The organism is Treponema sp. OMZ 840 (assembly GCF_050937815.1).
Lineage (GTDB): Bacteria > Spirochaetota > Spirochaetia > Treponematales > Treponemataceae > Treponema_C.
In genome coordinates this window covers 89242-113355 of sequence record NZ_JACDIJ010000001.1, presented here as the reverse complement: position 1 = coordinate 113355, position 24114 = coordinate 89242, and the positions used below count along the sequence as shown (strand labels likewise).

Sequence of the window (24114 nt, the reverse complement as noted above, 5' to 3'; positions counted from 1 at the left end):
CCTTTATGAAAAGAAAACTCATCACTTCGGCTCTTCCCTATGTAAACAATATTCCCCACTTGGGTAATTTGATTCAAGTATTGTCCGCCGACGTTTTTGCGCGTTTTTGCCGCAGCCGCGGTTATAAAACCATGTATGTGTGCGGCACCGACGAATACGGGACTGCAACCGAAACCCGCGCCCTCGAAGAGGGTAAAACTCCCAAAGAATTATGCGACTATTATCACGCAATTCATAAAGACATTTACGAATGGTTCGGTATAAACTTCGACCATTTCGGCCGCACATCAACGGAACAGCAAACCGAAATCGTACAGTCGCTGTTTAAAGCCTTGGACGAACGCGGCTTTATAAGCGAAAATACGATTGAACAGCTGTACTGCGAAGACTGCAAGCGCTTTTTAGCCGACCGCTATGTGCGCGGAACATGCCCCCACTGCGGCTACGATGATGCACGGGGCGACCAGTGCGAGCACTGCGGAAAGCTTTTGGAACCGACCGAGTTAAAAGAAGCGCGCTGTTCAACCTGTTCTCACAGCCCCGTTTTAAAATCGACCAAGCACTTGTATATAAATCTTCCGGCCATACAAAAAGAATATACGCCCTGGATGAAAGAAGCAAGCGAAAAGGGCATGTGGGCTAAAAACGCCGTTCAAATGACCCAAGCGTGGATTCGCGACGGCTTGCACGAGCGGGCCATCACCCGCGACTTAAAGTGGGGAATTCCGGTTCCCAAGCCGGGCTTTGAAGATAAGGTCTTTTATGTATGGTTCGACGCTCCCATCGGCTATATTTCTATAACCAAGGCCCTGTGCGATATGATGGAACAAAGTGCCCGCGAGGGTGCAATTCCCGCCGATACGGTGCCCGATTGGAAGTCGTGGTGGCTTCCTGCAGAATCAAAGGCTCCCGACGCAAAAGAGCCGGTCGAGCTGTTTCAGTTTATCGGAAAAGACAATATTCCTTTTCACACGGTGATTTTTCCTTCGACCCTTATCGGAAGCGGCAAAGATTGGACAAAGCTTTTCCACATGAGCAGCACCGAGTATTTGAATTACGAAAGCGGAAAATTCAGCAAGTCGAAGGGGGTAGGGGTTTTCGGAAGCGACGCCAAGGAATCCGGTATTCCCGCCGATATGTGGCGCTTTTATATTTTTTACAACCGTCCCGAAAAGTCGGATACCCAGTTTACGTGGAAGGATTTTCAGGATAAGGTAAACAGCGAATTGGTGGGCAATTTGGCAAACCTTGTAAACCGCACCACAACCTTTGTTTCGCGCTATTACGGCGGAAAAATCCCCGAAGGAAAAAGCGACGAAGCCCTTTGGGAAAAGGTGCGCGAAGCCGAAAAACGCATTACCGATTTATACGACCGGGCCGACTTAAAAGACGCTTTTCACGAAATTTTTGCCCTTTCTTCGATTGCGAACAAGGCTTTTCAGGACGGTGAGCCGTGGAAAACCCGCGAAAGCGCGCCTGAAAAAGCGGCGTCCCTTATCCGCGACCTGTGCTACATCATTAAAGATTTGATGATTTTGGTACATCCGGTTATGCCGCAGTATGCCGAAAAGGTACTCGGCTTTTTCGGAAAAAAGGGCTGTACGCATAAAATCGGCATCCCTGCGCAAAAAGACGCGCTTTTATGGGACAATGTGGGCCTTACCGAGGGCTTAAGCGAAGTAGTACATACGGAAATCATTTTTACGCCCCTTGATAACGCAAAAACCGACGCCTACCGAAAGCGCTATGCCGGTACACAGGCAGAGCGTGCAAAAGGAGCCGCTCAATCCTCCACGTCAAAGGCGGCTTCTCAATCCGCTTCGGGTGCAGGCTCCGCTTCGGGTGCCGCGAAATCCGCACCGAAAAAAAACGAGCCGGTTATCGCCGAGGATCCCGTTTCCCACTTTAATCAATACATTCAGCTTAAAACGGCTAAAATTCTCAAAGCCGAGCGCCACCCGGACGCCGATAAGCTTTACATCGAAACGATTGACGACGGAAGCGGCACCGAGCGCATAATCCTTTCAGGCCTTGTGCCGTATTTTACCGCAGAAGAATTGACCGGACGCGATATTATCATCGCCGATAATTTAAAGCCGCGTAAAATGCGCGGAATAGAAAGCCGCGGTATGCTTTTGGCCGCCGATTATACCGACAGCGAAGGCAAAACCTGCGTCGAAATTCTCGGATGCCCCGGTGTCCCTCCGGGAACGCCCCTTGTTTTTTCGGATTCCGGAAGCTCATCCGGTGCCGCGTCTGAAAAACCGGCAGTTTCAAAGCCGGCGGAAATCGACGCCGATGTGTTTTTTGCCTGCCCGATGAAAATCGAACACAATAAGTTTACAATCGGCGGTAAAGTGTTAAGCGCGGCGGGAAAAGAAATTACAACCGGCAAAACCGTATCGGGCGACGTACACTGAGGCGGCTTTGAAAAGCGAAAGCCCCTGTACCTATACAATCAGCCTCATAGAATCGCCCAGTGGGCCGAGCACGGGTGGCGCCTGCGATACTGCGGAGCAGGGCGGCTCTTCGTCCCGAACGGGGAACGCTTCTTTTTTGCAAAGCGCCTTTTGGGCCGATTTTAAAGCAGCTCACGGCTGGAAGCCGCTTTCAGTAAGCCTTTGTTTAAAAGACGGACAAACGGGAGCGGAAAGCCCCTTTAAGATATCGGTGCTGCTTCGAAGTTTTAAGCGTTTTTTTACCCTTGCCTATATTCCCATGGGGCCGGAGCTTCCGCTCATGCAAAATACGCCGCCTGTCTTGTATAGCAAAGTGCTTGCCGATACCGCCCGTGCCTTAAAGCCCCTTTTGCCGCGAAACAGCCTTTGTGTGCGCATGGACGTTCCGCTCGACTTTTACTCGCTTGAGGAGCGCGGCGACTTTGTGTACTCGATTTCAAAACCGCTTGTAAAAGCGCCTTCGGACATTCAGCCGCCCGATACGAACATCCTCGATTTAACTCTAAGCGAAGATAAAATTTCGGCAAATATGAAAAGTAAGTGGCGCTATAACATCAATTTGGCATCAAAGCGTGGCGTCGTTGTCGAAAAAGCGGGCGAAGAAGGTATCGATATTTTTTACGATTTATACCTTCAAACGGCAAAGCGCGACGGTATTGCCGTGCATGCAAAAAACTATTACCGCGACCTGCTGCTTCGTTCGGGAAGGGACGGCGTACAAATCACTATGTACATCGCAAAGCACGAAGGAGAAGCTTTGGCGGCGATTATCGTGCTTTTTTCGGGAAGTGAAGCCGTATATTTGTACGGCGCTTCTTCAAACAATAAGCGTAACCTTATGAGCGCCTACCTTTTGCAATGGACGGCGATAAAGGACGCAAAAAAAGCCGGCTGCACCACATACGATTTTTACGGCATACCGCCGACCGATGATGAAAATCACCCCATGCACGGCTTATACCGCTTTAAAACCGGCTTCGGCGGAAAAAACGTCCACCGTCCGGGAAGCATAGACTTCCCCCTGTCGCTCCTGTATTCTCTTTTCAGAGCGGCGGAAAAACTGCGCGGCTTTTACCACAAACGCATTAAAAAAATCCGCGTAAAAAAGCGCAATTCATAAAAAAAGAACGATTTTTAGCTCTTTTAAAGCGGCGTTCCGATAAAAATAAGGGTGCCTGTAAGGGCGACGATAAAAAGGCTTAACAAATTGACCGTATTGTTCGTTACGAATTGTAAACCCGCAGCCGGTATTTCGCCTTTATAAGAAGCCTTATCTTGCAATGAACCGTTTATTCCCTTATATTTTCTTTGAATGGTTGAACCCAATACGCTGTCGATAAGCGAACCGAAAAATCCCAAGATCAGCGTTACGGCAAATCCCCTTATACCGAAGCCGGGAAGGGCGCACAGGGCTATCAATGCGCTTCCCGTAATGCCGGCAAAAAAACCGCACAAAGAAACGCCGCCGGATAAGCCGCGCGGAAGACTTTTTCCGTTGATAATGTTAAACACCCGTCCTCTGCACAACATTCCCAGTTCCGAAGAAAAGGTGTCCGCACAGGCGGCGGCAAACACGGCAAAGGCTAAAAGCGTAAACATATCGCTTTGACTTTTTATAAAAACCGAAAGCCACACAAGAACAGTTGCCGGAAGGGAATTGCACAACACCTGTTTCCAGTTGCGCTTTCCGCCGGCTTCCTGAATAAGCTCGCCCTGTTGTTTCCGCTCGTTTTTCAGCTTACTGCTTATACTTCCGAAAACAAAAAACACAAGTAAGCTTATGCCGACCCATATTCCGCCGAAAGTGTAGAGGGTAGCCGCCGTCAAAACCGCAGCGACAATGCCGTCTTCCGTTAGGGATTTTTTCCGGTATGCAATATACAGTAAAAGTACTGCCGCAAGCAAATACAAAGCGAATTCGATACTGCCGTGATAGTATAAAAACGAAGCGAGCAGTCCCGAACCTATAGGAAGCGAAAGATTGTCGCAGCCGCGTTTGCCGGTCAATTCCGTAAAACCGGCAAACACCCCGTTAACCGCCGATATGGCAATCAAACTTAAAACGGAGCGGGAAAAAGCAGCGTCGGCATTTAAATGCGTATTAAAATACATCATAACCGCAAAGCTTACGATAAGGCATGAAAGGGCAACCGTAAAAAAGCCCAAAAGGGATTTTTCGGGGGCAAAGGAAAAAGGCCTTTTTTTCCCCCATCTTTTGCCGATAATTGCCGCAAGGCCGTCGCCGTATGTCATGGTCAATAAACCTATAAAGGGCAGCATCATCCAATTCAGCAAAAAGCCTGTACCGGAAAGAAAAAACATGGCAACCGCATAGTAAACCGTTCCCAAGCTGTCGTCGTTGCGTTCCATCGATGAAATAAGCTTATATTTTAAACTCAAACTGTTGACGATGATAAAGATAAAGGGTATAAGCACTACCGCCCATAAGTCGGTAAAAAAGGGTACGATAAACACCCAATTTCCTACAAGGATGTGTACGAATTTACGGGTAAATTCGGTACTGCCCTTTTTCAGCTTTGCAATAATGCCCGACACAAAGATAACGGCTAAAATATAAGCCATCGAAATACCCAAAGCGAGTGCGTTTTGCATATTATCCGTCCTTTAAAATTTTCGGCGCCTGAAGGCGCTCGGTTTGCCTGATAATTTTTTTTGCCTTTATGATGAGTTTGAACTTTGTCAATTTTGATGATGCGCAGCGTTTTGAAAAACAGTTATACCCGTTTTTTCGCACCTCATCTTCAATACTGTGATATATAAGAGATGCCGCCGCTACGGAAAGCCGGCATGAGCTTTGAAAATACATAAGATATTTTTCACAGTCCGTATAAAAGCCGTTTCCGAGCATAGCCAGCTGTTCCCACAATGCCCTAAAGTTTGAAGGTACTTCAATGTTTCCCTTTAATGACGTATCGGCGATGTTTTTAATGTCATGTTTTGTGAGATTGTGCCGGCTCATCATGTTTTGCGGAAGGTAAAGGCGGTTACGTGTGAGTATGTCTTCTCCCACATCGCGCAAAATATTGGTTATTTGCATACCGATGCCGAGGTTTTCGCAGGCGCAAAGAAAGCGCCCGTCTTGAGCCGCTTGCGCCTTATCCGCCAATACGGGGGCGAGCATTAGTCCTACCGAGCCTGCAACGAGGCGGCAGTATTCGATAAGTTCATCGCCTGTGCGTATATCTCTAAAGTGAAGATCGAGCCTTTGCCCCCGTATTTGGGCTAAAAACCCGTCTTTCGGAATTGCAAACCTGTGTACCGTATCGGAAAAGGCGGGCCACCAAAGTTCGTTCCGGACTTCCCGATCCGTACCGGTACCGTTTCCCGCCGCAGCCGTCTTTTTTTGACTTCCGTAAAGCGACAGGACGGCGCTTTCAAGGCCGTCCAAAAGCTTTTCCGTTTCGGCTTGAGGGCGCCGCCTTCCCGTATCGTCTACAAGATCGTCGGCATAGCGGCAAAAGGCATAGACTGCGGCGACGGCGTTAAAACGTTCTTCGCTTAAACGCGAAAAGGCACGGTAAAAACTTTTTGCCCTGTCTTTTATAACCGCCTCAGCCGCCCGATAGGACGGCGCAAGATTCAGCGGCCCCGTATCTTCAGTTTTTGCCGCGGTCATCGGGATTGTCTTTTCGCAGCTCGGATGCGCATATTTTTCCGCCTTCAATCGCAATCGGTACGCCCGCTCCCGGATGAGTGCTGCTTCCCGTAAAATACAGGCCTTCGCAGTGTTTTGCCTTCGATTGGGGACGAAGGTGATTGCTTTGCCGTAAGGTCGGCTGGAGACCGAAGGTTGCACCGTAATGGGCGTTAAAGCGGTTTTTAAAATCGTTCGGGGTAAATACGTGTTCCGAAACGATTTCTTTTTTAAGGTTTTCAAGCCCCGGAACGGACTTAAGTGATTCGAGGGCTTTTTCACGGTAATAATCGACGGTTTTTGCGTCCCACTCGTATTTTACGGTTTTAAGTTCGGATACCGGTATTAAAAGGTAAAAGCTTGCCTTTCCCTTCGGAGCCGTGTCCGGATCCGCATTCGAAGGCACGTGAAGATATATTGACGGATCTTTAAGCAAATCGCCCGTAAAAATCGATGAGAGGTTATCGTCCAAATCTTCGGATATGACAAAGTTGTGTACGCTTAAATCCTTATGCGGCTTTTTTACGGCCCAATAAAATACCAAACAGGAACACGAATAATCCATGTTTTTAATTTTTTCCGCCGTGTATGTTCCGCGCGTTTTTTCATCGTCAATCAATTCGCTCATCGTGTAGGGAAAGTCGGCATCCGAAATAACATAGGGCGCTTCTACCGTCTTGCCCTTTACGCGGACTCCCTTTACCTTTGAGTTTTCTATAAGGATTTTTTCGACGGGACTGTTATAATGAATCTTTCCGCCCAATTCTTTAAAGAGCTTGGCCATTTGTTCGGCCATTGTGTACATTCCGCCCTTTATAAACCATATGCCGTAAAAAAGTTCAATCATCGGAATGATATTATAAAGAGAGGGGCCTTTTTTGGGCGAAACTCCTATATACAGGGTTTGAAAACTGAACATACTGTGCAAGTCCGCATCCGGTATAAAAGACGCCATCATTTTATCGGCACTGTCAAAGGTTTTTAATTTGAGCGCCTGGTACAGGGTATAGGGATTATACATATCCGTCGCTTTTCTGAACGGCCGGCTTATAAAATGTTTTACGGCGACAAGATAACGCTTGTATATTTCGCTCAAATATGATAAAAGTCCTGCCGAATTTTCGGTTCCCTTGGCTTCGGCCATATTCATTAAATCGACAAGATTGTTATTGACTTTATAATGACGGGGAGGGGCTTTTTCGCAAGAGCCCTGCGAAGATTGCTTAAAATATACTTCGTACATGGGGTCAAGACGCGTCATAGGTATGTAGTCGTCCGGATTTTTGCCTGCAAGCTCGAACACTTCGCGGTATACGCTCGGCATCATAACAATGGTAGGTCCTACATCGAAACGGTGGCCGTCCTCATGTATCGGATGCATTTTGCCGCCGCTTACCTTTTCTTTTTCGTAAATTTCGACTTCATAGCCTGCATGCTGCAAGCGTATTGCAGCCGAAAGACCGCCCATTCCGGCGCCTATAACGATAACTTTTTTCATCTGAATCTCCCTTTTCGTATTCCTGCACTATTGAATAAAAACGACTTTTTGTCAATCGGAAATAAGATTTATTTACATCCTAATATAAAAAAACGTAACAAAGGCGGCAATGTATGGAGTAAAAAATAAAATTGACAACTCCATATTTCTATGGGATAATTAATGTAACCAGGAGGAAGACATATGAAAAAATTATGGCTCGTACTGTCTTTATGTACAGCGGTTCTTTTGGTTATAGGTTGTTCTAAAGATAATGAGGCATCAAAACAGACGGCGAAACCGCGGGTAATCAAGGTCAGTACAAAATTTGTCGATGACGAACAAACCGTAAAGTCGTTGGTCAAAGTTGTAAAAGCTATTAACGAACGGAGCAAGGGCAGCCTTGAATTACAGCTGTTTACAAGCGGTACGCTTCCCATCGGTAAGGACGGTATGGAACAGGTTGCCACCGGCTCCGATTGGATTTTGGTTGACGGAGTAAACTTTTTGGGCGATTACGTTCCCGATTACAATGCGGTTACCGGCCCGATGTTGTATCAATCATTCGATGAATATTTAAGAATGATGCGGACACCGCTGGTACAAAACTTAAATGCCGCTGCCGAAGAAAAGGGCATTAAAGTTTTGTCGCTCGATTGGCTGTTCGGCTTTAGAAGTATGATTACCAAAAAACCGATTAAGGTTCCCTCCGATATGAAGGGATTGAAGATCCGCGTACCCACAAGCCAGCTCTATACGTTTACGATAGAAGCGCTCGGAGGTAACCCGATTGCGATGCCTTATCCGGATACCTATGCCGCCTTGCAACAGGGTGTTATAGACGGCATCGAAGGCTCGATTATGACCTTGTACGGTACAAAGCAATATGAAAACGTCAAAGAATTCTCTTTAACCAGACACTTGCTCGGCGTTTCGGCCGTATGTATTTCGGATAAATGTTGGAAAAGTTTAACGGACGAACAGCGCACGATTATTCAAGAAGAAGTAAATAGGGGTGCCGAAGATAATTTGCGAGAAACCGTAAAACTTGAGGCGGAGTACGAAGTAAAATTAAAAGAACTCGGCGTACACTTTAATGAAGTCGATGCGGATGCTTTTAATAAGGTCGTTGCTCCCGTATATTCCAAATTCCCCAAGTGGTCGGAAGGAATTTACGATAAAATTATGGAAAACCTCGTGCAAATCAGACAAGATATCAAAAACGGGAAATAACCCTATAACATGAACGGGCTGCCGAAAAATCCGGGATTTTTGCGGCGGCCCCTTTTTAATCTTTCTTATCTTTCAATACGGAGTGTGCAATGAAAGAGTTTTTTAAAAAATTCGAGTTATATATCGGCAGCGTTTTTATAGGCATAACGGTTCTTGTTGTAGGTATGAACGTATTTACCCGCTATGTTTTAAAGTTTACGTTTTTTTGGGCTGAAGAAGTTGCAGTAGGCTGCTTTGTATGGACAATATTTTTAGGTACGGCGGCCGCCTATAAGGAAAAAGCTTTAATCGGCGTTGAAGCCCTTGTCATATTGCTGCCTGAAAAAAGCAAAAATATTTTAGCATTTTTTACCCATCTTTTGCTTTTGCTGTTAAGCGCCGTTATGCTGTATTTCAGTTTTACCTATGTTACATCATCATCGAAAATAACCGCAGCTTTGGAAGTTTCCTATGCATATATCAATTCTTCCATCATTATTTCTTTCGGACTTATGACAATATATTCCTTTATTTTTGCTGTGCAAAGTTTTAAAAAAGCTTTTTTGAACAAAAAAAATTAGCGGTACGATATGAATATGTTTTTGTGCGGTTTTTAGGAGGAAATATGGAGTCGTTTTATCCGATTATAATTTTATTTATACTGTTTTTTTTAGATATTCCCATCGGTTTTGCTCTTATCGGCTCGTCTTTGTTTTATTTTGTTTTTTTAAACAACACAATGCCGATGAATATGGTTATTCAGCGATTCGTTACATCGATAGAATCTTTTCCGTATTTAGCCGTGCCGCTTTTTATTATGGTCGGTTCGGTTATGAATTATTCGGGCATAAGCGAACAGCTTATGAATATGGCCGAAGTGTTGGCAGGTCATATGAAAGGCGGTCTTGCACAGGTAAACTGTATTTTAAGCGCCTTGATGGGAGGCATTTCCGGTTCGGCAAATGCGGATGCTGCGATGGAATCCAAAATTCTTGTTCCCGAAATGATTAAAAAGGGATTTTCAAAACCCTTTGCCGCAGCTATTACCGCAGCTTCGTCGGCGGTAAGTCCGGTTATTCCTCCCGGCACAAATCTTATTTTGTATGCCCTTATTGCAAACGTTCCGGTCGGCGATATGTTTCTTGCCGGTTATACGCCGGGTATTCTTATGACTGCCGCCTTAATGATTGCAGTCCATATCGTTTCGGTAAAAAGAGGCTATGCTCCCTCACGGGAACGCCGTGCGACATTTAAGGAAATAGGAAAACAATCTCTTAAATCGATTTGGGCGCTTGCAATTCCCTTCGGTATTATTCTCGGTATGCGCGTAGGCATGTTTACTCCCACCGAAGCCGGAGGCATTGCCGTGCTGTTTTGCTTTATCGTAGGATTTTTTATATACAAAAAGTTAAAACTGCACCATATACCCCTTATTTTAATGGAAACGGTTAAAAGTACCGGAGCGGTTATGATAATCATTGCAAGTGCAAAGGTGTTCGGTTATTATTTGACGCTCGAACGGATTCCGCAAATGATTACCGAAATGTTGATGAATTTTACGTCAAATCCTTTTATCCTGCTTATGGTAATAAACGTGCTTTTGTTATTTATCGGCATGTTTATCGAAGGGGGGGCCGCCCTTGTTATTTTAGCGCCTCTTTTGGTTCCTGCCGTAAAAGCTTTGGGTGTGGATCCTCTGCATTTCGGCGTTATTTTTATCGTCAACATTATGATCGGAGGCCTCACCCCTCCGTTCGGTTCGATGATGTTTACGGTTTGTTCTATTGTGAATGTAAAGCTTGAAGAGTTTTTAAAAGAGATTTGGCCCTTTATTATAGCTCTTTTATGCGTATTGCTTTTGGTAACATATTCGAAAAATGTTGCCTTGTTTATTCCGAATTTATTTATATAATATGTCTATAGACGGAAAACAATTTTCCGGCTATAACTATATAGCAGATCGGAAATTTTAATTGGAGGTAATAAAATGGCGTATGAAGATGCCTACAAAGACTGCATTTGGATGGATTTTGAGTATCTTGAAAAATTCATGACCGATGTTTTGGAAGCCGCCGGGGTTCCCGAAAAAGATGCAAAAATCATCGGCGACGTATTGATTGAATCGGACAAAAGAGGAATCGATTCTCACGGTATCGGACGTTTAAAACCGATTTATATCGACCGCATTCAAGCCGGGATTTTAAATCCGGTTACAAAGATAGATGTTTTAAAAGACGATAAAACCGCCGCCGTTTTGGACGGCAATAACGGTATGGGCCATGTCGTTTCCCACAAAGCTATGGAGATGGCAATCGCCAAAGCAAAAGAATACGGTATGGGAATGGTGGCGGTTACAAACTCCACACACTACGGTATCGCCGGTTACTATGTAACGATGGCAACCCAAGCCGGTATGATAGGCATTACCGGAACAAATGCGCGCCCGTCCATTGCTCCGACCTTCGGCGTTGAAAACATGCTCGGAACAAACCCCTTAACCTTCGGTATGCCCACCGATGAAGAATTTCCCTTTGTGTTGGACTGCGCCACATCCGTAAGTCAGCGCGGAAAAATCGAAGTGTACGGCCGGGCCGGAAAAGAGCTTCCCAAAGGCTGGGTAATCGACGAAAACGGCAACACGAGAACCGACACACAGCAGGTTTTGGTCGACTTAACTAAGGGTAAGGCCGCTTTAACGCCGCTGGGAGGTCTGGGAGATGAAACGGGAGGTTATAAGGGCTTCGGTTATGCAACCGTTGTGGAAATCCTTTGTGCAGCATTGCAAAACGGCCCCTTTTTAAAGGCTTTGAACGGAATCGACGCAAACGGAAAGCAAACTCCCTATCCTTTAGGACACTTTTTTATCGCCATCGATCCGGAGCGCTTTATGGGCTTGGAAGTCTTTAAAAAAGTTACCGGCGGCATTTTGCGCGAATTACGCGCTTCGAGAAAGGCTCCCGGCCACGACAGAATCTATACCGCAGGCGAAAAAGAACACCTTGCATGGCTGTACCGTAAAGAACACGGATGCCCCGTTCCGCCGTCTTTGCAAAAAGTAATGATTGACCTCCGCAACCATTACAAACTCAATTATAAATTCGACTTCGAATAAGCCGATTCGAACCGGGGCCGGCAAAAAGGCGCTAAAAAAGTAAGCGCTTTTTTGCCGGCCTCAATACCTTTTATGCCGGACTGTTATTTTGGACTGTTTAAAAAACAACCGAATAAAACATATTGTATCCTGTACTCTGATCTTGCTTTTTATAAGCGGAATATCAGCATGTAAAACACTGCCGAAAGACAGACCTATGCCTCTTATCGCCGAAACCGGTGCGAGCATTTACAGCTACATTGCACAAAATACGGTATATCCTCAAAAAGCTTTGGAAGAAGGTATTCACGGTGTAGTGCATATTGGATTCACCGTTACTAAAATCGGTACCGTTGAAAATATTGTAATTATAAAGTCTGCACACAAAATACTCGATGAGGCGGCCCAAAACGTTATCCGAAATATTCCGCACTGCCTTCCGGCAGTGGAAAACGGCGTGCCTCAGGATACGACTTTTTCTATTCCGATACGTTTTATGAAAAGTTATTAAGCCGTATTAATTAGGCCTGCCTTTGCAGTAAAGCCGATTTCGGTACGAAAAGCGTTTCGGTGTTAAAGCTGTAATTCGCAGGATACACTTGTCGTCATACCGCGCTTTTCCATTTCTTGGACAAAAACCTGAGCATTTTTTTCAAAACCCGCAACGGGGGACGTACAGTCTTTTAATAAAACAAATGACGCAGGCGGTATAAATGCCGATAAATCGCGCACCGTATTTGCAACACAGTGCGATAAAGCTTGGCCTGCAATAATAATACGGTCCGCTTTTTTTAATTTATTGATAAGCGTAAAATTCATTAAGGTTGAAGTGTCTTCGGGGTCGGGTACTTCGGCTTGCAGTGCGCTGTAATGTTCGGTATATACATTCGAAGCCTTTGTCGTATAGTCGATATTGCAAAACGGGTGGGCAAGTTCCCAATCGTGTGCCGCCTGCCATATGTTTTTTTCAACGGCCATACCGCCGGTTCCCTGAAGACAGTGAAGCGGCCATAATATTAAATTGTAACGCCCCTTTGCTTCCAATTCCTGAAGGTATTTTTCGGTTTTTGCTGCGGCAGCCTCATCAATCGGACGGAATTTTCCCGCTGCAAAATCCCTATAGGTAATTTGAGTAAAGGGCGGCGGCACTGCACCGTCGGCATCTTTCCAAAAAACCGGATGGGCTATATGATAAGACGGATGAGAATCAAGCGTAATATGGATTGAATCTATATGCGCCGCATTTTTTCGGATAAAAGCGGCCGTGTTTGAGCAATTCTGCGGCGAACCGGGAATGAATAAAGCTCCGTCGGGAGAGCAAAAATCATTTTGCGGGTCTATAATCAGAAATGCACAGGCCATAACCGCAGTATATCCGTTTTGTTCCCGCTTGTCAATGTTTCCGTTTTTAAGCTATACTGAAGTCTATGAATCTTGAAGCTTTTGTATTGGGATGCGGCGGGATGATGCCCCTTCCGTACCGGCATTTAACATCGGTATTATTGCGGCGCGAAGGGCAGCTTTTTTTATTCGACGGCGGAGAAGGGACTCAAGTGTCGCTTCGCCGGCTTAATCTCAAATGGAAAAAAATAAATGCGATTTTTGTCAGCCACACCCATGCCGATCATGTAACGGGTCTTCCGGGAATATTGATGCTCTCGTCGCAGGTAGAGCGCGACGAACCGCTCTATATTTACGGACCGCCGAAAATTGCCGAATATATAGAATCGAGCCGTTCCGTCCTCGACATGTACATCAATTATCCGATTATCGTAAAGGAAATAGAAGCGCCCTGCGTATGCTATGAAGGCGACGGTTTTTATGTGCGCGCCTTTCCCCTCAAGCATACAAAAACCTGCGTCGGCTATACTTTGGAAGAATTGGACAGACCCGGCGAGTTCAAACCGGAAAAGGCAAAGGAATTGAACGTTCCGGTCGGCCCGATGTGGTCGAAACTCCAGCACGGAGAAAGCGTCGTTACTCCCGACGGCAGGCACGTGTTCCCCGATGAAGTGTTGGGGCCTGCACGCCGCGGAAGAAAATTCAGCTATGTAACCGATAGCCTCTATCTTCCGTCGATAGCAAAAGAAGTGCGCGGTTCTGACTTACTTATTTGCGAAGGAATGTTTACCAAGGAATTTGCAGATCAGGCGGCCGAAAAAAAGCATATGACTTCCGTACAGGCTGCAACAATCGCAAAAGATGCCCAAGTCGACAAACTCGGTCTTATTCATTACAGCCCGCGCTATACGGACGGCGAATTAAAACAGTTACTTTTTGAAGCCCAAGCGGTTTTTAAAGAAACGGTTCTTACAAAGGACAGGATGATATTTGAAATCCCCTATAAGGATTAAGATTTTAATACGCGGTGCGGAGCACTGATAAAAGATAATACGGGGCGGTATGATTGTATTGGAAGATTTTTCAAAAAGCTACGGACGGCGCAGGGCGGCTGAAAACCTGTCGTTTTGCGCCGAGCGTGCAAGCGTAACCGCCCTTGCCGGTTTAAACGGGGCGGGTAAAACCACCGTTTTAAAAGCGGTATGCGGCATTCACCGCGCCGATTCGGGGCGCGTCATTGTAAACGGTATCGATACGGCGCTCTTTCCCGAAAAAGCGGCTTTATCGGTCGGCTTTATGGGCGAGCAAAACGTTTTTCCTCCCTTTTTGACGGTGTACGAATTTTTGTATCACGAAGCCCTTATACTCTGTGCGGCGCAAGAAAAAAAACAAAGCGAGCGCGGCACACGGATAAAAAACAGCACACAAGCGCTTGAGCGCGTTGTTTCACTGTGCGATTTGGAATCCTTGGCGGACAGAAAAATAGCTTTTCTTTCAAACGGTGAAAAAAAACGCACCGCTTTGGCGCGCAGCCTGTTAAGCGACCCGCCGATTCTTGTACTCGACGAGCCTGCTTCCGGCTTAGATCCCTCCCAAAGCGCCCGAATGCGCGCCCTTATCGCCGATTTGGGCCGCAGCAAAACCGTGTTGTTTTCAACCCACCTTATTCACGAAATGGAAAACCTGTGTGCAAAAATCGTTATTCTTCACAAGGGACATCTTGCCGCACAGGGAAGTGCGCGCGAATTATGCCGTCAAACGGGCGTACAGGGCTTGGAAAATGCTTTTTTGCGCATAACCGAAGGAGAATGCCCGGATGCGTCATAAAGCCTTCGGCGCCCTTTTACGCCGCGATTTGTTTTCTCTTTCTTTAAATCCTGCAGCCCGTGCAAGCGGTATTTTTTTTACCCTGTTTTGTTTTATAAATTTTTTTATACTGCGCCGTTTTTTTGTACCGCTTGCAGGTTCGACCGATATGCGCTCTTTTTTTGCGCCCATGCCCCTTATATCGATTTTATGCATTCCCGCAGTAACGATGAGTTTATGGACGGCCTATGATTTTTATACGGTACTTCCCGTATCCTCGTTTATGCGCACCCTGTCAAAATGGCTTTCCGCCCTTATTTTTTTGTCCTTTTTTTTACTTGTGTCGGCGGCCGCTCCCTTTGCCGCCTCCTTTTTCGGTACAGTCGAATATTCGGTTGTGTGTACCGGCTATATAGGCATTTTGTGCGCTTTTTCCGCCATGATTGCCATTGCTCAAGCGCTTTCCCTTGTGTGCCGCTCCAAGCCCTTGGCTTTTTTACTTTCGGCACTTGTATTTTCTTTTACCGCCCTCATTCACCGGGGGGCTGCCCTGAGTTCACATTCCGGCGTACAAGCACTTATGCGCTTTTTATCGTTTTCACGGCATTTTGACGCTGCGGGAAAGGGCATTATAGACAGCCGCGATATATTGTTTTATCTGTGCGTAACGCTTTTATTTTTAAGCATAAGCGCTTTTATTGTCGAATACGGACGGTATTCGGCATCTTCGAAAAATCCGCATAAAAAAGCCCTGTTTTCAAAATATACGGCCCTTTTTTTATTGTACGCCCTTGTATTGTGGAACAGCCGTATCTTTTATGGTCGAACCGATTTGACAAGGGGGCGAAGCTACAGTTTATCCGAGGCGAGTAGGGAAGCCGTTTCCATTTTACACAATCGCTTGACGATTTCGTATTATGTTTCTTCGGAACTTGCATACCGTTATCCTGCTATAGACGATGTAAAAGAGTTTTTGTATAACTACGCAGACATATCGAAGGATATTGCAGTGCGCATTGTGCGTGTAAAAACCGATACGGAAAAAAAGGCCGCCCAAGATTCAGGCGTTTTTCCGCAGATTTTGGAAAATGCGGCTTTATCGGGAGGGGGCGATACCGCTTTCGGCGGTAATAAGGAAGCGCTGTCGGTATATTCGGGTATCGTCCTCGAATACAAGGCAAAAAAAAGCGTCATTCCCTTTGTACTGACGCCCTTTGACGCCGAATTCGCTATTGCCGATATGCTGCCCCTTATAACGCAGGACAGTTCCCCTGCCGGCTCTCATGCCCGGCGCTCAGTGGGCGTTCTTATTGCAAACGGTTTAAGCCTTGAAGCCGATTATCCCTACCTTACACAGTGGCTGGAAGCTGCCGGTTTTGCCGTGCGCATACTGGAGCCTGCAATGCTCGAATCGCTTTCCGATTTTTCCGGGTTCGGGGGCGAAGCCGAAGGGCAAACGGATACAAGCCGCCTTTTACCGCACAAAGAACCGCTTTTAATTGTCGGCTCTTCGGCTTTAAACGAAGCGCAGTGCGAAAGCCTCGATGCTTTTTTAGCGTCGGGCGGTTCGCTTTTATGCGCGGTAAGCGCCCACGAAGCCGATTTACATACATGGGAATTAAAACCGCTTGCTCAAAATCCGTTTTTGTCCTTGCTTGAAAAATACGGCATTTCCGTACAAAACCCGATTGTTGCGGACGCAAGCTGTGCGAGCATTCGTATGCTGCGTCAACAAAGCGGCGGCGGAACGCAAAGCGGTATTGCCGAAGCGTATGAAGAAATCGATTATCCGTTTTTTGTACAAATCCGCACCGACAATGCGGAAAAGACGGATCCGCTTTGTACGGCTTTCGGCGGCCTCGATTTGTTTTGGCCCTCATATATACGCACGGATACAACCGATACAACCGTTTTGGCTCATACAAGCGTTTTATCGCGCTTGCAGGAACCCTTGGACAATGCCGAAAAAGCGTATAATACGAATCCTTTTTTTGCCGCCGATTTTATGCCGAAAGAAGAACACAGGGGCTTTCCGGTTGTTTGCGCTGCAGATACGGCATACAAAGACGGTTTTTCCGGCGCGCGCATAATTGCCGTTGCCGACCAATACTTTTTGTCGCGTATGGTTGAGTATACGGGCGCTTTTTATAACTTCGATTTTGCCGTAAACGCCCTTTTACGGCTTTCCGGCGAACAGGGCTTATTGTCAATAAAAAACCGCGCCTTTACCGATTACCGCGTAAAAGCGCCGAATTCGGCCGAATTTGCGCAAAAAGCGCGCATAACGCTTATATGCCTATTTCTATGGTGCTGCGCGGCTTTCGGCGTTTTTTTTATCTTAGTGCGTTTTTACCGCAAAAAGCACGCTTATGCACCTTATGCCGTTTACAGCACCGGTACCTCCGGCAGCGAAAAACCGCCCTTTACCCCTCAAAACGGCCGAAAACGGGGGAAAAATGCATAAAAAACCCGATTTTACAAAGGCTATATACGGTATGTGCTTTGTGCTTTTATGTACGGGCATTGCGGGAAACTTCTTTAAAAAAAACGGTAAAAACCTAAAAGAAGTGCAAACAGCCCTTTTAAACCCCAAATATGCGGCCGAAGTAAATTCGATACGTATACGGCATAAAAACGGCCAAAACGAGCTTATTTTGCGCAAAACGGACTTTGTGCCTGCAATGTGGACGGGCGAATATACGGACACAAGGGACCGAAAAATACTGTTTCCCGCCGATAAGGGGCAGATTGCCGCCTTGCTCGATGTTTCAAGAAAAGTTCGCATCATGTATATAATTTCAGACAATAACGCTCAAAACATGCATAAAAGCCCCTTTTTTGAGCCGAACGACGACTTTTTCGGCTTTGAGTTTTTGCGGGACGAGCGGCTTTTTTCACGTTTTTATGTACAAAAAGGCGAAAATGCCGCAAAAACGCTTATAAGTACGGATACGGGCAAGATTTATGCTGCGGACGGCGATTTGTCGACTTTTTTAAGCTATCCCGCTTTATGGGCGGACGGTACGCTTTTTTCGGATTACGCACGGGGCGGTAAAAGCAGGGATGAGGTGCAAAAACTCGTATACAGCGTATATGAGGCAGGCGGAAATTTGTATACGCAAAAAACCTTTGCTTCAGGCGATACGGGCTTCGAAAAAGCGGTTTATAATGTGTTTTCCGCACGCACGTCCAAAATCGGAGCAAAACCGCATACATCGTTTTTTGCCGAAAGTAAAAAATCCTACGAAATACGGGCGGTTTTTTCAAACGGAGAAAACACCGGCATTTTTATATATCCTGCAGGCGATACTTTTATCGTCGTTCCTTCCGTTCTCGATTACGCCCTTGAAATAAGCGCGTGGACTGCCGCAAATATCGGTATAGATATCAGCGCCGCCCCTGAGGTTCAGGCATATTGACGCCCGGTACGGGACTTTTGAAGGAAGGCCCGGCGGCCTTTTTCAGCGTTCTTCTCCGCTTATTTTGGGATTTTGCGGCAATTCAAGGGTAACGTTTTTTCCTTTGCTGACGGATAAAAATTCAATTAAAAGCGGATATTCGGATAAAATACGTCCTAAGCGCGATAAGCGTTCCAATTCCAAATAATCAGACGCTCCCTGACTCGATTGCGCAAGGGCCGTTTTTTCCAATTTTTCTTTGAGTGCGTTTTGATATACGGTATAAGCGCTTTGTGCGGCATTGTACAAACGGGTGTCCGGAATGCGCAGTTCGTCGATATGCAAAGACGAAATTATTATGCCCGGATAGCGGTTTTCGGCGGCAATTCCGCGCAAGAGTTCCGTATCGGAAACCGATGCTTCAAGCACAAAGGAGGGATTTTCCAAAGCTTTATCGAGAACAAAGCGGGCCGTATCGCGGGCGATGTTTTCCGTTTCGCCGGTAAGGTATGCGTGCAATTCATCTTGAGAAAGGGAACCGCTTTTTTCAAAATGGACAGGCAGGGCTTCCGGTGCCATTTGTGCATTGACGGTAATCGAAAATCGGTATGAAAAATCGGGCTTTCCTTCAAGCAAATTGGAATATAAATCGGCCGAAGGCAAGCTTCCGGAAATGTGTTTGACGGTTTTAACGGGCGTATTTTCGAATACGTGTATTTTTGCGTTTGTCGGCAGCAAAAGTTCCCACCGCCAGTCGAATCGGCCGGACTGTATAACACGCTCATACACGCCGCCGGTTTTCGATTCCATAACACCGTAATTTCCCGCAGGAATTCTAAAAGGAACCCATCCGATAAAAAATACGGCTGCCGCACATAAGAGAAGAATAATCAGCGATACAATTGATTTTTTTTTCATACCTTTGCCTTGCCTAAAGTCGTTTCTATCGGTAGTATATAGTCTTATAAGAGGATATGCAAGGTGAAAAACCGCAAAAAACGAAAACCCTTTCTTTTTAAAATTACAAACCGCAGTATTTTGTTTTTGTTTTCTTTTTCGCTTATTATCTTTTTTTTCTACGCTGCCGGAAACCGTCAGCAATTTTCCGATGAAAACCAAAAATTATTATTGAACATAGTCCGCTTTGTATCTGCCGGCTTGCTTTGTTTTTTATGTGCAGGCTTTGTGCAAATTGTAGTATATCTTATTAAAACTAAAAATAAACGGCTTATACCTTTTTTGGTTTTATACATTTTTTTCTTTATCGTTTGTTTTGCGCAGCTTTTGTTTACAAGCGGCGTACTTTTTTTTGCCAAATGATTTGCATTTGCGTGAAAAAAGTAGGATAGGAAAAATTTTACTTAATCCGCAACAAACGGATGAATATATATCGGAACTTGTTAGACTGTGGTGAAAGCAGCATTTTATTGCAGAATTATGGCCGGTGATACCTGAAAATCGGTTTCCTTATACGGAATCTTATTTTCGTTGATTTTTTTAGACATGTATGATAAAATAGGCTAACAGAGTAGACAAGTGCCAAAAGGTAAGTTAATCATAAACGGTCGTTTTGAGTGGTGGTCTGAAAAAGAAGCAGGTAATGTTGCCAAGCACGGCTACACATTCAGAGAAATTTTACCTGTTTTTAATGACCGTTTTTTTTATGAAATATTTGATATAAAACATTCGACGAAAAAACAAACCAGATATTTGGGACTTGGAAGTATTGCAGATAGGTATATTGTCTTGCAAGTAAGTTATACGGATGAAAAACGTATACACATAATTTCAGCTCGTGATGCAACACGAAAAGAGCGGGAGGTATACTTTGAAAGACTTAGAAGATTATATCGCCAAGTGTGAAGCAAACGGGAAACCCGACAGTGAAATCGATTTGACCGATATACCGGAATTGACGGAAGAAGATTTTGCCAGAGGATATTTTAAATACCGGAAGCTCCCTAAAAAAGCTATGATGTTTAGCATTGATATTGATAATCTTGATTGGCTTCAAAGCTTTGGTAAAAAAGACTATCAAACTCGAATAAATTATGTTTTACGTTGGGCACGGATGAATAACTGCCAAATACCGCAAAGTTAAAATTTGCATTAATTTTATATACCGAACGTAATGAGAATATCAGGATAATTTGCGCACGTTTTGCAGAAAAGGAGGAAATAAATGAGTACTACAGTAACTATGACGCTCGATGAAATAAAAAGGATATCAAAAAAGACTGAATCAAGCCTTATAATAATACTTAATCTGCCGAAACAAAGGGTAAAGCACTGCGGGCAAAGATGACAAAATGTTAGTTTTTATGCCGGAACAGTGGATACCAACCGCTTCACAAAGCCAATCAAACCCTTGCACCCAAAGAAAAACACCCGTATAATAGGAATTCCTGAACCTGTGGAGGTTTATTTATATGCAAAATAATAAGGTAGCAATAGTTTTCATAGTTGTTATATGTATTTTATCAGCATCCGTATATTCATACGATGTTACTGATTTAAACGGGTTTTGGATACACCAATTTGTATATGATTTGAAAATCTCAAATCATGGTAAAAACAATAGCAGGTATGGAATCAGCATTGCTCTTAACGACGATGGGATTGGGGAATATTGGGACGGAAACATCTTTGATGTAACAAAAACAGAGATATTGGAAAACGGTACTGTTATGTTGGAATTATCGAAAGAAGGGCGATTTGCTCTGGAAGTTGTTCTAAAACTTTTAGACGATGATACAATGTTGGTATATAGGTCTGTTGGAAGAGGAAAAATATATGATTATCCATGGTACCGCATATCCGGTCCTGCCCGCATACCCGTACAAAATGCCGTTTTGAACGATAGCCGCGTGCGTTTACGTGTAAAGCCCAGTTTGGACTGCGATACATGGGGCTTCTTAAATAAAGGCGATAAGGTAAAAATAAAAGATAAAAGCGAACAACCTTTTGTAATAGCAGGGGAAACGTGGTATTGGTACAAAGTACAAAGCGAAAACTACCCCGACGGCTGGGTATACGGCAAGTATTTGGATATAGAAGAGGGTAACGAAGGGGGAGCGGACAAGGGAGCGCAAGCTTTCTAAAATGATGCGGTATTTATAAATTGCCGAGTAATATTCTTTCAACATATTCGGGGTTTTCCGAAATAATCTTTAAAAGAAATACGGCCGCCCCGCGACTTTAATACCGGAGATAAGTTAAAGATGGCAGAAAACGTTATGAACGGGAAAAAAATAATTGCAATAATTTCCATATTGTTTATTTTTACGATATGTGCCGTTTTCGGTAGAACTATGTTCGCTTTTATACGGTGGTAAAATAGAGGTACTTTATGATAAAAAAGATAGTAAAGAAAATACTACAGATTCTTTTGATTCTATTGGCCGTATGTATCGCATTATTTTTAATTATGGTGGTGTATGTAGTTATTGACGATAAAAAACAAGCGGAAAAAGAGCGGGTTGCAAGGAAATTCTATACTTACGAACAGTTGCAGGAATTCAGCAGAGAAGGCTCAATTCCGATCGGTGTTAAATTCTGGGATGAATTTAAAGCATATGAACATTTATATAACTTAGATGAAATCGAATCTCAAATATTAGGGCGTTGGTTAGAAATGATTGTTACTGCCGGGCTGGAACCGACGTATGTTTTTTATCCGAATCATTTGTTTATTACTAGCAGACAAATGGCAATAGATAAAAAAAAGGGGCATGCGAGTTTTGAAATGGGAACATGGTATATTCGCAACGGGATTCTTTATGTGCAAATGCATGGTTTTATGTATTGGATAGATGAAAGAAGAGTTTTTGAACCATACGAGCCACAGGAATATGAATTGATAGATGTAAACGATCTATCGCCGCAGGGGTACAGTATCGGTCCGGTTGCGGCGATACCTTTTGGACAAAGTAATTATAAATTAAAGCTATATGGAAAAAATTATCCGAAATTTTGGCACCCCACACCGTGTCGCAGATATAGAATTATTTACACTCTCCCAGATCCTTATGATGGTCTTGTCACGACACCCGGTAAACATTACGGTTGGTTATCTATTTTCCCCGCAATGGCGGAGACGGGCATGAGTGCAGAAGAATTATTTATCCATAGTGATATTTTGGAAGAGCTTTTTAGTGAAGTGTTCTGGTAATGTTATCAAAATCGCATACAACTATTAGACTGGTATTTACAGGCAGCAGTAATACAGGTGGTAACGGATGAAAACTGAAACGGCAAAAGGATGTTCGAGCTGTTTGGAAAAATTTATAGTGCTTTTAGTAGTAATACTTATACTGCCCATAGTTATTTATTTACTGTTTTTTTATAGCATAATACCTTTTTATTTTGAAGCCGATTTGGTAACAGGAAACTCGGTAGCAGTGCATGGCAATACACTTGCTATCGGAAGTTCGGCATATAATAACTCTGTAGCATATGTATTATTACTTGAGAAAAAAGGTGATAAATGGGTTCAAAAGGACTTATTTAATGTAAGTAATATCGGACTTGGAAATTATGATTCGATGTATTTAGCTGTATCCGATGACTATTTAGCTGTAGGGGTTAGCAATTTCAGTATTATGCCCGGCTGTGTATTTACTTTTTATAAGGATACTAAAGACGGGAAATGGAAAAAAGGCAAAAAAATTCTTATGACCGATGATTGTTGTTCGCTTTCATTGGGCGGAAATAAATTATTGGTTGGAGATAATGCGGGAAAGGTATATTTATATGAATTGGCTGAAAGACAAATAAAATTAAAGTATAAATTTCATTCGCCTGATAAAGATAACGAGGGTGTTTTCGGAAACTATACATTAATACGTAAAGATGAGGTAATAATTTCCGATTCCGCTTACAATCGTTATATTATCTCAAAAAGCCAAATAAGAGTAAAAGAGCCTCCTAAGAGTGCTGAAGGAAAAGTATATTTTTATAAGAAAATAGACAATGATTATATTTTGGAAAAAATAATTGCAGCTGAAAATTTTATAGAATATGCGGCGGGCAGAAGTTTCGGTGAAAAATTTGTAAAAAACGACGATATAATTATTGTACATGATTCGGAAGAACTATTTGCTTTTGATGTTAAAAGCGATACGGGAAAACCTCTATGGACTATCGAGGCTGCTTATAATTTTGATTCGTACGATAACAAATTCATAACAACGGGACAAGAGGGAGTAAAACTATATACGATGAATAAAAACGGTATTAATCTGATAAATACCTTTGATTATAAATCCGCCGGCTTTATTAGCGCAGTTCCCTATATTACAGATGAGTTTATGATACTTTCCGATAAATCAATCTATGATAATATTGTCGAAAGAGAAAAGTTGAAAACAAAAGCCCATAAAGAAGGTTGGAAGGGCGTTATCCCCAAGATAGAGAACCAAGGCCGTGTCCATATTTACCGTCTTTTGTCTGACTACAGTTATGTAGAAGAAGCTGTAATAACAAGAAGAAAAAACACTCAGACAGGAAAGCTGGAATTTTATGATATGTTGGAAAAAAGTAGATAAATGTATAATAACGAAAGGTTTCTTAAGTGTATCAGTTGCGACTTTTTATGCAATACTTAAGTATTGTTGCATATTTTAGATATGTTTCCGAAAAAAAAATGATTTTTGCGGCTGGGAATCAAATTTTGC

The 24114-nt window shown here is 44.0% G+C and carries 23 protein-coding genes; 18 read left to right on the top strand and 5 right to left on the bottom strand.

The features are described from left to right. Window positions 1–5: 5 nt before the first annotated feature. Both metG and H0R92_RS00570 read left to right on the top strand, forming a co-directional pair. Window positions 6–2420, top strand: coding sequence for a methionine--tRNA ligase (metG, locus tag H0R92_RS00575; protein WP_432960100.1), 2415 nt, complete (start codon window positions 6–8; stop codon window positions 2418–2420). Between the two features lie 7 nt (window positions 2421–2427). Beyond that, window positions 2428–3579: a lipid II:glycine glycyltransferase FemX gene (locus H0R92_RS00570; RefSeq protein ID WP_432960098.1), complete on the top strand. Its 1152-nt coding sequence runs from the start codon at window positions 2428–2430 to the stop codon at window positions 3577–3579. 23 nt (window positions 3580–3602) lie between these two features. Here the strand turns inward: H0R92_RS00570 and H0R92_RS00565 are convergent, their stop codons facing one another. From H0R92_RS00565 to H0R92_RS00555, 3 genes are read right to left on the bottom strand one after another with little or no spacing between them, the layout of a single operon-like run. Then, window positions 3603–5072, bottom strand: coding sequence for a DUF92 domain-containing protein (locus H0R92_RS00565; protein WP_432960096.1), 1470 nt, complete (start codon window positions 5070–5072; stop codon window positions 3603–3605). Between the two features lies 1 nt (window position 5073). Further along, complete coding sequence (locus tag H0R92_RS00560; protein ID WP_432960094.1) at window positions 5074–6096, bottom strand: phytoene/squalene synthase family protein; 1023 nt, start codon at window positions 6094–6096, stop codon at window positions 5074–5076. Then, window positions 6077–7612 carry a phytoene desaturase family protein gene (locus H0R92_RS00555; protein WP_432960092.1) on the bottom strand — a complete coding sequence of 512 codons (1536 nt, stop codon included), beginning with the start codon at window positions 7610–7612 and terminating at the stop codon, window positions 6077–6079. The genes H0R92_RS00560 and H0R92_RS00555 overlap by 20 nt, the downstream gene beginning before the upstream one ends. A gap of 183 nt (window positions 7613–7795) precedes the next feature. Here H0R92_RS00555 and H0R92_RS00550 point away from each other — a divergent pair, with 183 nt between their 5' ends. The 5 genes from H0R92_RS00550 (at window position 7796) to H0R92_RS00530 (ending at window position 12405) form a co-directional block, all read left to right on the top strand. After that, entirely contained in the window at window positions 7796–8824 is a 1029-nt protein-coding gene (locus tag H0R92_RS00550) for a C4-dicarboxylate TRAP transporter substrate-binding protein (protein WP_432960090.1), read from the top strand. 89 nt (window positions 8825–8913) lie between these two features. After that, complete coding sequence (locus H0R92_RS00545; RefSeq protein ID WP_432960088.1) at window positions 8914–9384, top strand: TRAP transporter small permease; 471 nt, start codon at window positions 8914–8916, stop codon at window positions 9382–9384. A 44-nt stretch (window positions 9385–9428) separates the two neighbouring features. Beyond that, window positions 9429–10715 (top strand): TRAP transporter large permease, encoded by a 1287-nt coding sequence (locus tag H0R92_RS00540; RefSeq protein WP_432960087.1) that lies wholly within the window; start codon window positions 9429–9431, stop codon window positions 10713–10715. A gap of 75 nt (window positions 10716–10790) precedes the next feature. Further along, window positions 10791–11915 (top strand): Ldh family oxidoreductase, encoded by a 1125-nt coding sequence (locus tag H0R92_RS00535; RefSeq protein ID WP_432960085.1) that lies wholly within the window; start codon window positions 10791–10793, stop codon window positions 11913–11915. A gap of 142 nt (window positions 11916–12057) precedes the next feature. Next, window positions 12058–12405, top strand: a complete 348-nt coding sequence (locus H0R92_RS00530) for an energy transducer TonB (protein ID WP_432960083.1) — start codon at window positions 12058–12060, stop codon at window positions 12403–12405. A gap of 62 nt (window positions 12406–12467) precedes the next feature. Here the strand turns inward: H0R92_RS00530 and H0R92_RS00525 are convergent, their stop codons facing one another. Then, window positions 12468–13256, bottom strand: coding sequence for a hypothetical protein (locus tag H0R92_RS00525; protein ID WP_432960081.1), 789 nt, complete (start codon window positions 13254–13256; stop codon window positions 12468–12470). Between the two features lie 65 nt (window positions 13257–13321). On the opposite strand from H0R92_RS00525, the gene H0R92_RS00520 reads away from it, so the two are divergent. The 4 genes from H0R92_RS00520 to H0R92_RS00505 are packed head-to-tail and all read left to right on the top strand — an operon-like array spanning window position 13322 to window position 18460. Continuing rightward, window positions 13322–14248, top strand: a complete 927-nt coding sequence (locus H0R92_RS00520; protein ID WP_432960079.1) for a ribonuclease Z — start codon at window positions 13322–13324, stop codon at window positions 14246–14248. 49 nt (window positions 14249–14297) lie between these two features. Continuing rightward, entirely contained in the window at window positions 14298–15062 is a 765-nt protein-coding gene (locus H0R92_RS00515) for an ABC transporter ATP-binding protein (protein WP_432960077.1), read from the top strand. Continuing rightward, window positions 15052–17505 carry a Gldg family protein gene (locus H0R92_RS00510; RefSeq protein WP_432960075.1) on the top strand — a complete coding sequence of 818 codons (2454 nt, stop codon included), beginning with the start codon at window positions 15052–15054 and terminating at the stop codon, window positions 17503–17505. The genes H0R92_RS00515 and H0R92_RS00510 overlap by 11 nt, the downstream gene beginning before the upstream one ends. After that, entirely contained in the window at window positions 17498–18460 is a 963-nt protein-coding gene (locus tag H0R92_RS00505) for a hypothetical protein (protein WP_432960073.1), read from the top strand. Before H0R92_RS00510 ends, H0R92_RS00505 begins: the two co-directional genes overlap by 8 nt. Before the next feature lie 42 nt (window positions 18461–18502). On the opposite strand, the gene H0R92_RS00500 is transcribed toward H0R92_RS00505, so the two are convergent. Further along, entirely contained in the window at window positions 18503–19357 is an 855-nt protein-coding gene (locus H0R92_RS00500) for a hypothetical protein (RefSeq protein ID WP_432960071.1), read from the bottom strand. Between the two features lie 63 nt (window positions 19358–19420). Between H0R92_RS00500 and H0R92_RS00495 the strand changes: the two genes are divergently transcribed. The 7 genes from H0R92_RS00495 to H0R92_RS00465 all read left to right on the top strand — a co-directional run bounded on the left by H0R92_RS00495 (window position 19421) and on the right by H0R92_RS00465 (window position 23985). Continuing rightward, the gene (locus tag H0R92_RS00495; protein ID WP_432960069.1) at window positions 19421–19759 is read left to right on the top strand and encodes a hypothetical protein; all 339 of its coding nucleotides are present in this window, start codon (window positions 19421–19423) and stop codon (window positions 19757–19759) included. 216 nt (window positions 19760–19975) lie between these two features. Continuing rightward, a complete protein-coding gene (locus H0R92_RS00490) occupies window positions 19976–20302 on the top strand; it encodes a BrnT family toxin (protein ID WP_432960067.1) in 327 nt (108 codons plus the stop codon). Further along, window positions 20268–20540, top strand: a complete 273-nt coding sequence (locus H0R92_RS00485; RefSeq protein WP_432960065.1) for a BrnA antitoxin family protein — start codon at window positions 20268–20270, stop codon at window positions 20538–20540. Before H0R92_RS00490 ends, H0R92_RS00485 begins: the two co-directional genes overlap by 35 nt. An 81-nt stretch (window positions 20541–20621) precedes the next feature. Further along, window positions 20622–20744 (top strand): hypothetical protein, encoded by a 123-nt coding sequence (locus H0R92_RS00480; RefSeq protein ID WP_432960063.1) that lies wholly within the window; start codon window positions 20622–20624, stop codon window positions 20742–20744. 244 nt (window positions 20745–20988) lie between these two features. Beyond that, a complete protein-coding gene (locus H0R92_RS00475) occupies window positions 20989–21540 on the top strand; it encodes an SH3 domain-containing protein (protein WP_432960061.1) in 552 nt (183 codons plus the stop codon). Between the two features lie 248 nt (window positions 21541–21788). Next, the gene (locus H0R92_RS00470) at window positions 21789–22610 is read left to right on the top strand and encodes a hypothetical protein (protein WP_432960060.1); all 822 of its coding nucleotides are present in this window, start codon (window positions 21789–21791) and stop codon (window positions 22608–22610) included. A 67-nt stretch (window positions 22611–22677) separates the two neighbouring features. Beyond that, a complete protein-coding gene (locus H0R92_RS00465; protein WP_432960058.1) occupies window positions 22678–23985 on the top strand; it encodes a hypothetical protein in 1308 nt (435 codons plus the stop codon). The last annotated feature ends 129 nt before the right edge of the window (window positions 23986–24114 follow it).

Coding starts and splice junctions, on each gene's coding strand:
- metG (WP_432960100.1), top strand. CDS start 6: ATGAAAAGAAAACTCATCACTTCGGCTCTTCCCTATGTAAACAATATT.
- H0R92_RS00565 (WP_432960096.1), bottom strand. CDS start 5,072: ATGCAAAACGCACTCGCTTTGGGTATTTCGATGGCTTATATTTTAGCC.
- H0R92_RS00560 (WP_432960094.1), bottom strand. CDS start 6,096: ATGACCGCGGCAAAAACTGAAGATACGGGGCCGCTGAATCTTGCGCCG.
- H0R92_RS00555 (WP_432960092.1), bottom strand. CDS start 7,612: ATGAAAAAAGTTATCGTTATAGGCGCCGGAATGGGCGGTCTTTCGGCT.
- H0R92_RS00550 (WP_432960090.1), top strand. CDS start 7,796: ATGAAAAAATTATGGCTCGTACTGTCTTTATGTACAGCGGTTCTTTTG.
- H0R92_RS00545 (WP_432960088.1), top strand. CDS start 8,914: ATGAAAGAGTTTTTTAAAAAATTCGAGTTATATATCGGCAGCGTTTTT.
- H0R92_RS00540 (WP_432960087.1), top strand. CDS start 9,429: ATGGAGTCGTTTTATCCGATTATAATTTTATTTATACTGTTTTTTTTA.
- H0R92_RS00535 (WP_432960085.1), top strand. CDS start 10,791: ATGGCGTATGAAGATGCCTACAAAGACTGCATTTGGATGGATTTTGAG.
- H0R92_RS00525 (WP_432960081.1), bottom strand. CDS start 13,256: ATGGCCTGTGCATTTCTGATTATAGACCCGCAAAATGATTTTTGCTCT.
- H0R92_RS00520 (WP_432960079.1), top strand. CDS start 13,322: ATGAATCTTGAAGCTTTTGTATTGGGATGCGGCGGGATGATGCCCCTT.
- H0R92_RS00515 (WP_432960077.1), top strand. CDS start 14,298: ATGATTGTATTGGAAGATTTTTCAAAAAGCTACGGACGGCGCAGGGCG.
- H0R92_RS00510 (WP_432960075.1), top strand. CDS start 15,052: ATGCGTCATAAAGCCTTCGGCGCCCTTTTACGCCGCGATTTGTTTTCT.
- H0R92_RS00505 (WP_432960073.1), top strand. CDS start 17,498: ATGCATAAAAAACCCGATTTTACAAAGGCTATATACGGTATGTGCTTT.
- H0R92_RS00500 (WP_432960071.1), bottom strand. CDS start 19,357: ATGAAAAAAAAATCAATTGTATCGCTGATTATTCTTCTCTTATGTGCG.
- H0R92_RS00480 (WP_432960063.1), top strand. CDS start 20,622: ATGAGTACTACAGTAACTATGACGCTCGATGAAATAAAAAGGATATCA.
- H0R92_RS00470 (WP_432960060.1), top strand. CDS start 21,789: ATGATAAAAAAGATAGTAAAGAAAATACTACAGATTCTTTTGATTCTA.
- H0R92_RS00465 (WP_432960058.1), top strand. CDS start 22,678: ATGAAAACTGAAACGGCAAAAGGATGTTCGAGCTGTTTGGAAAAATTT.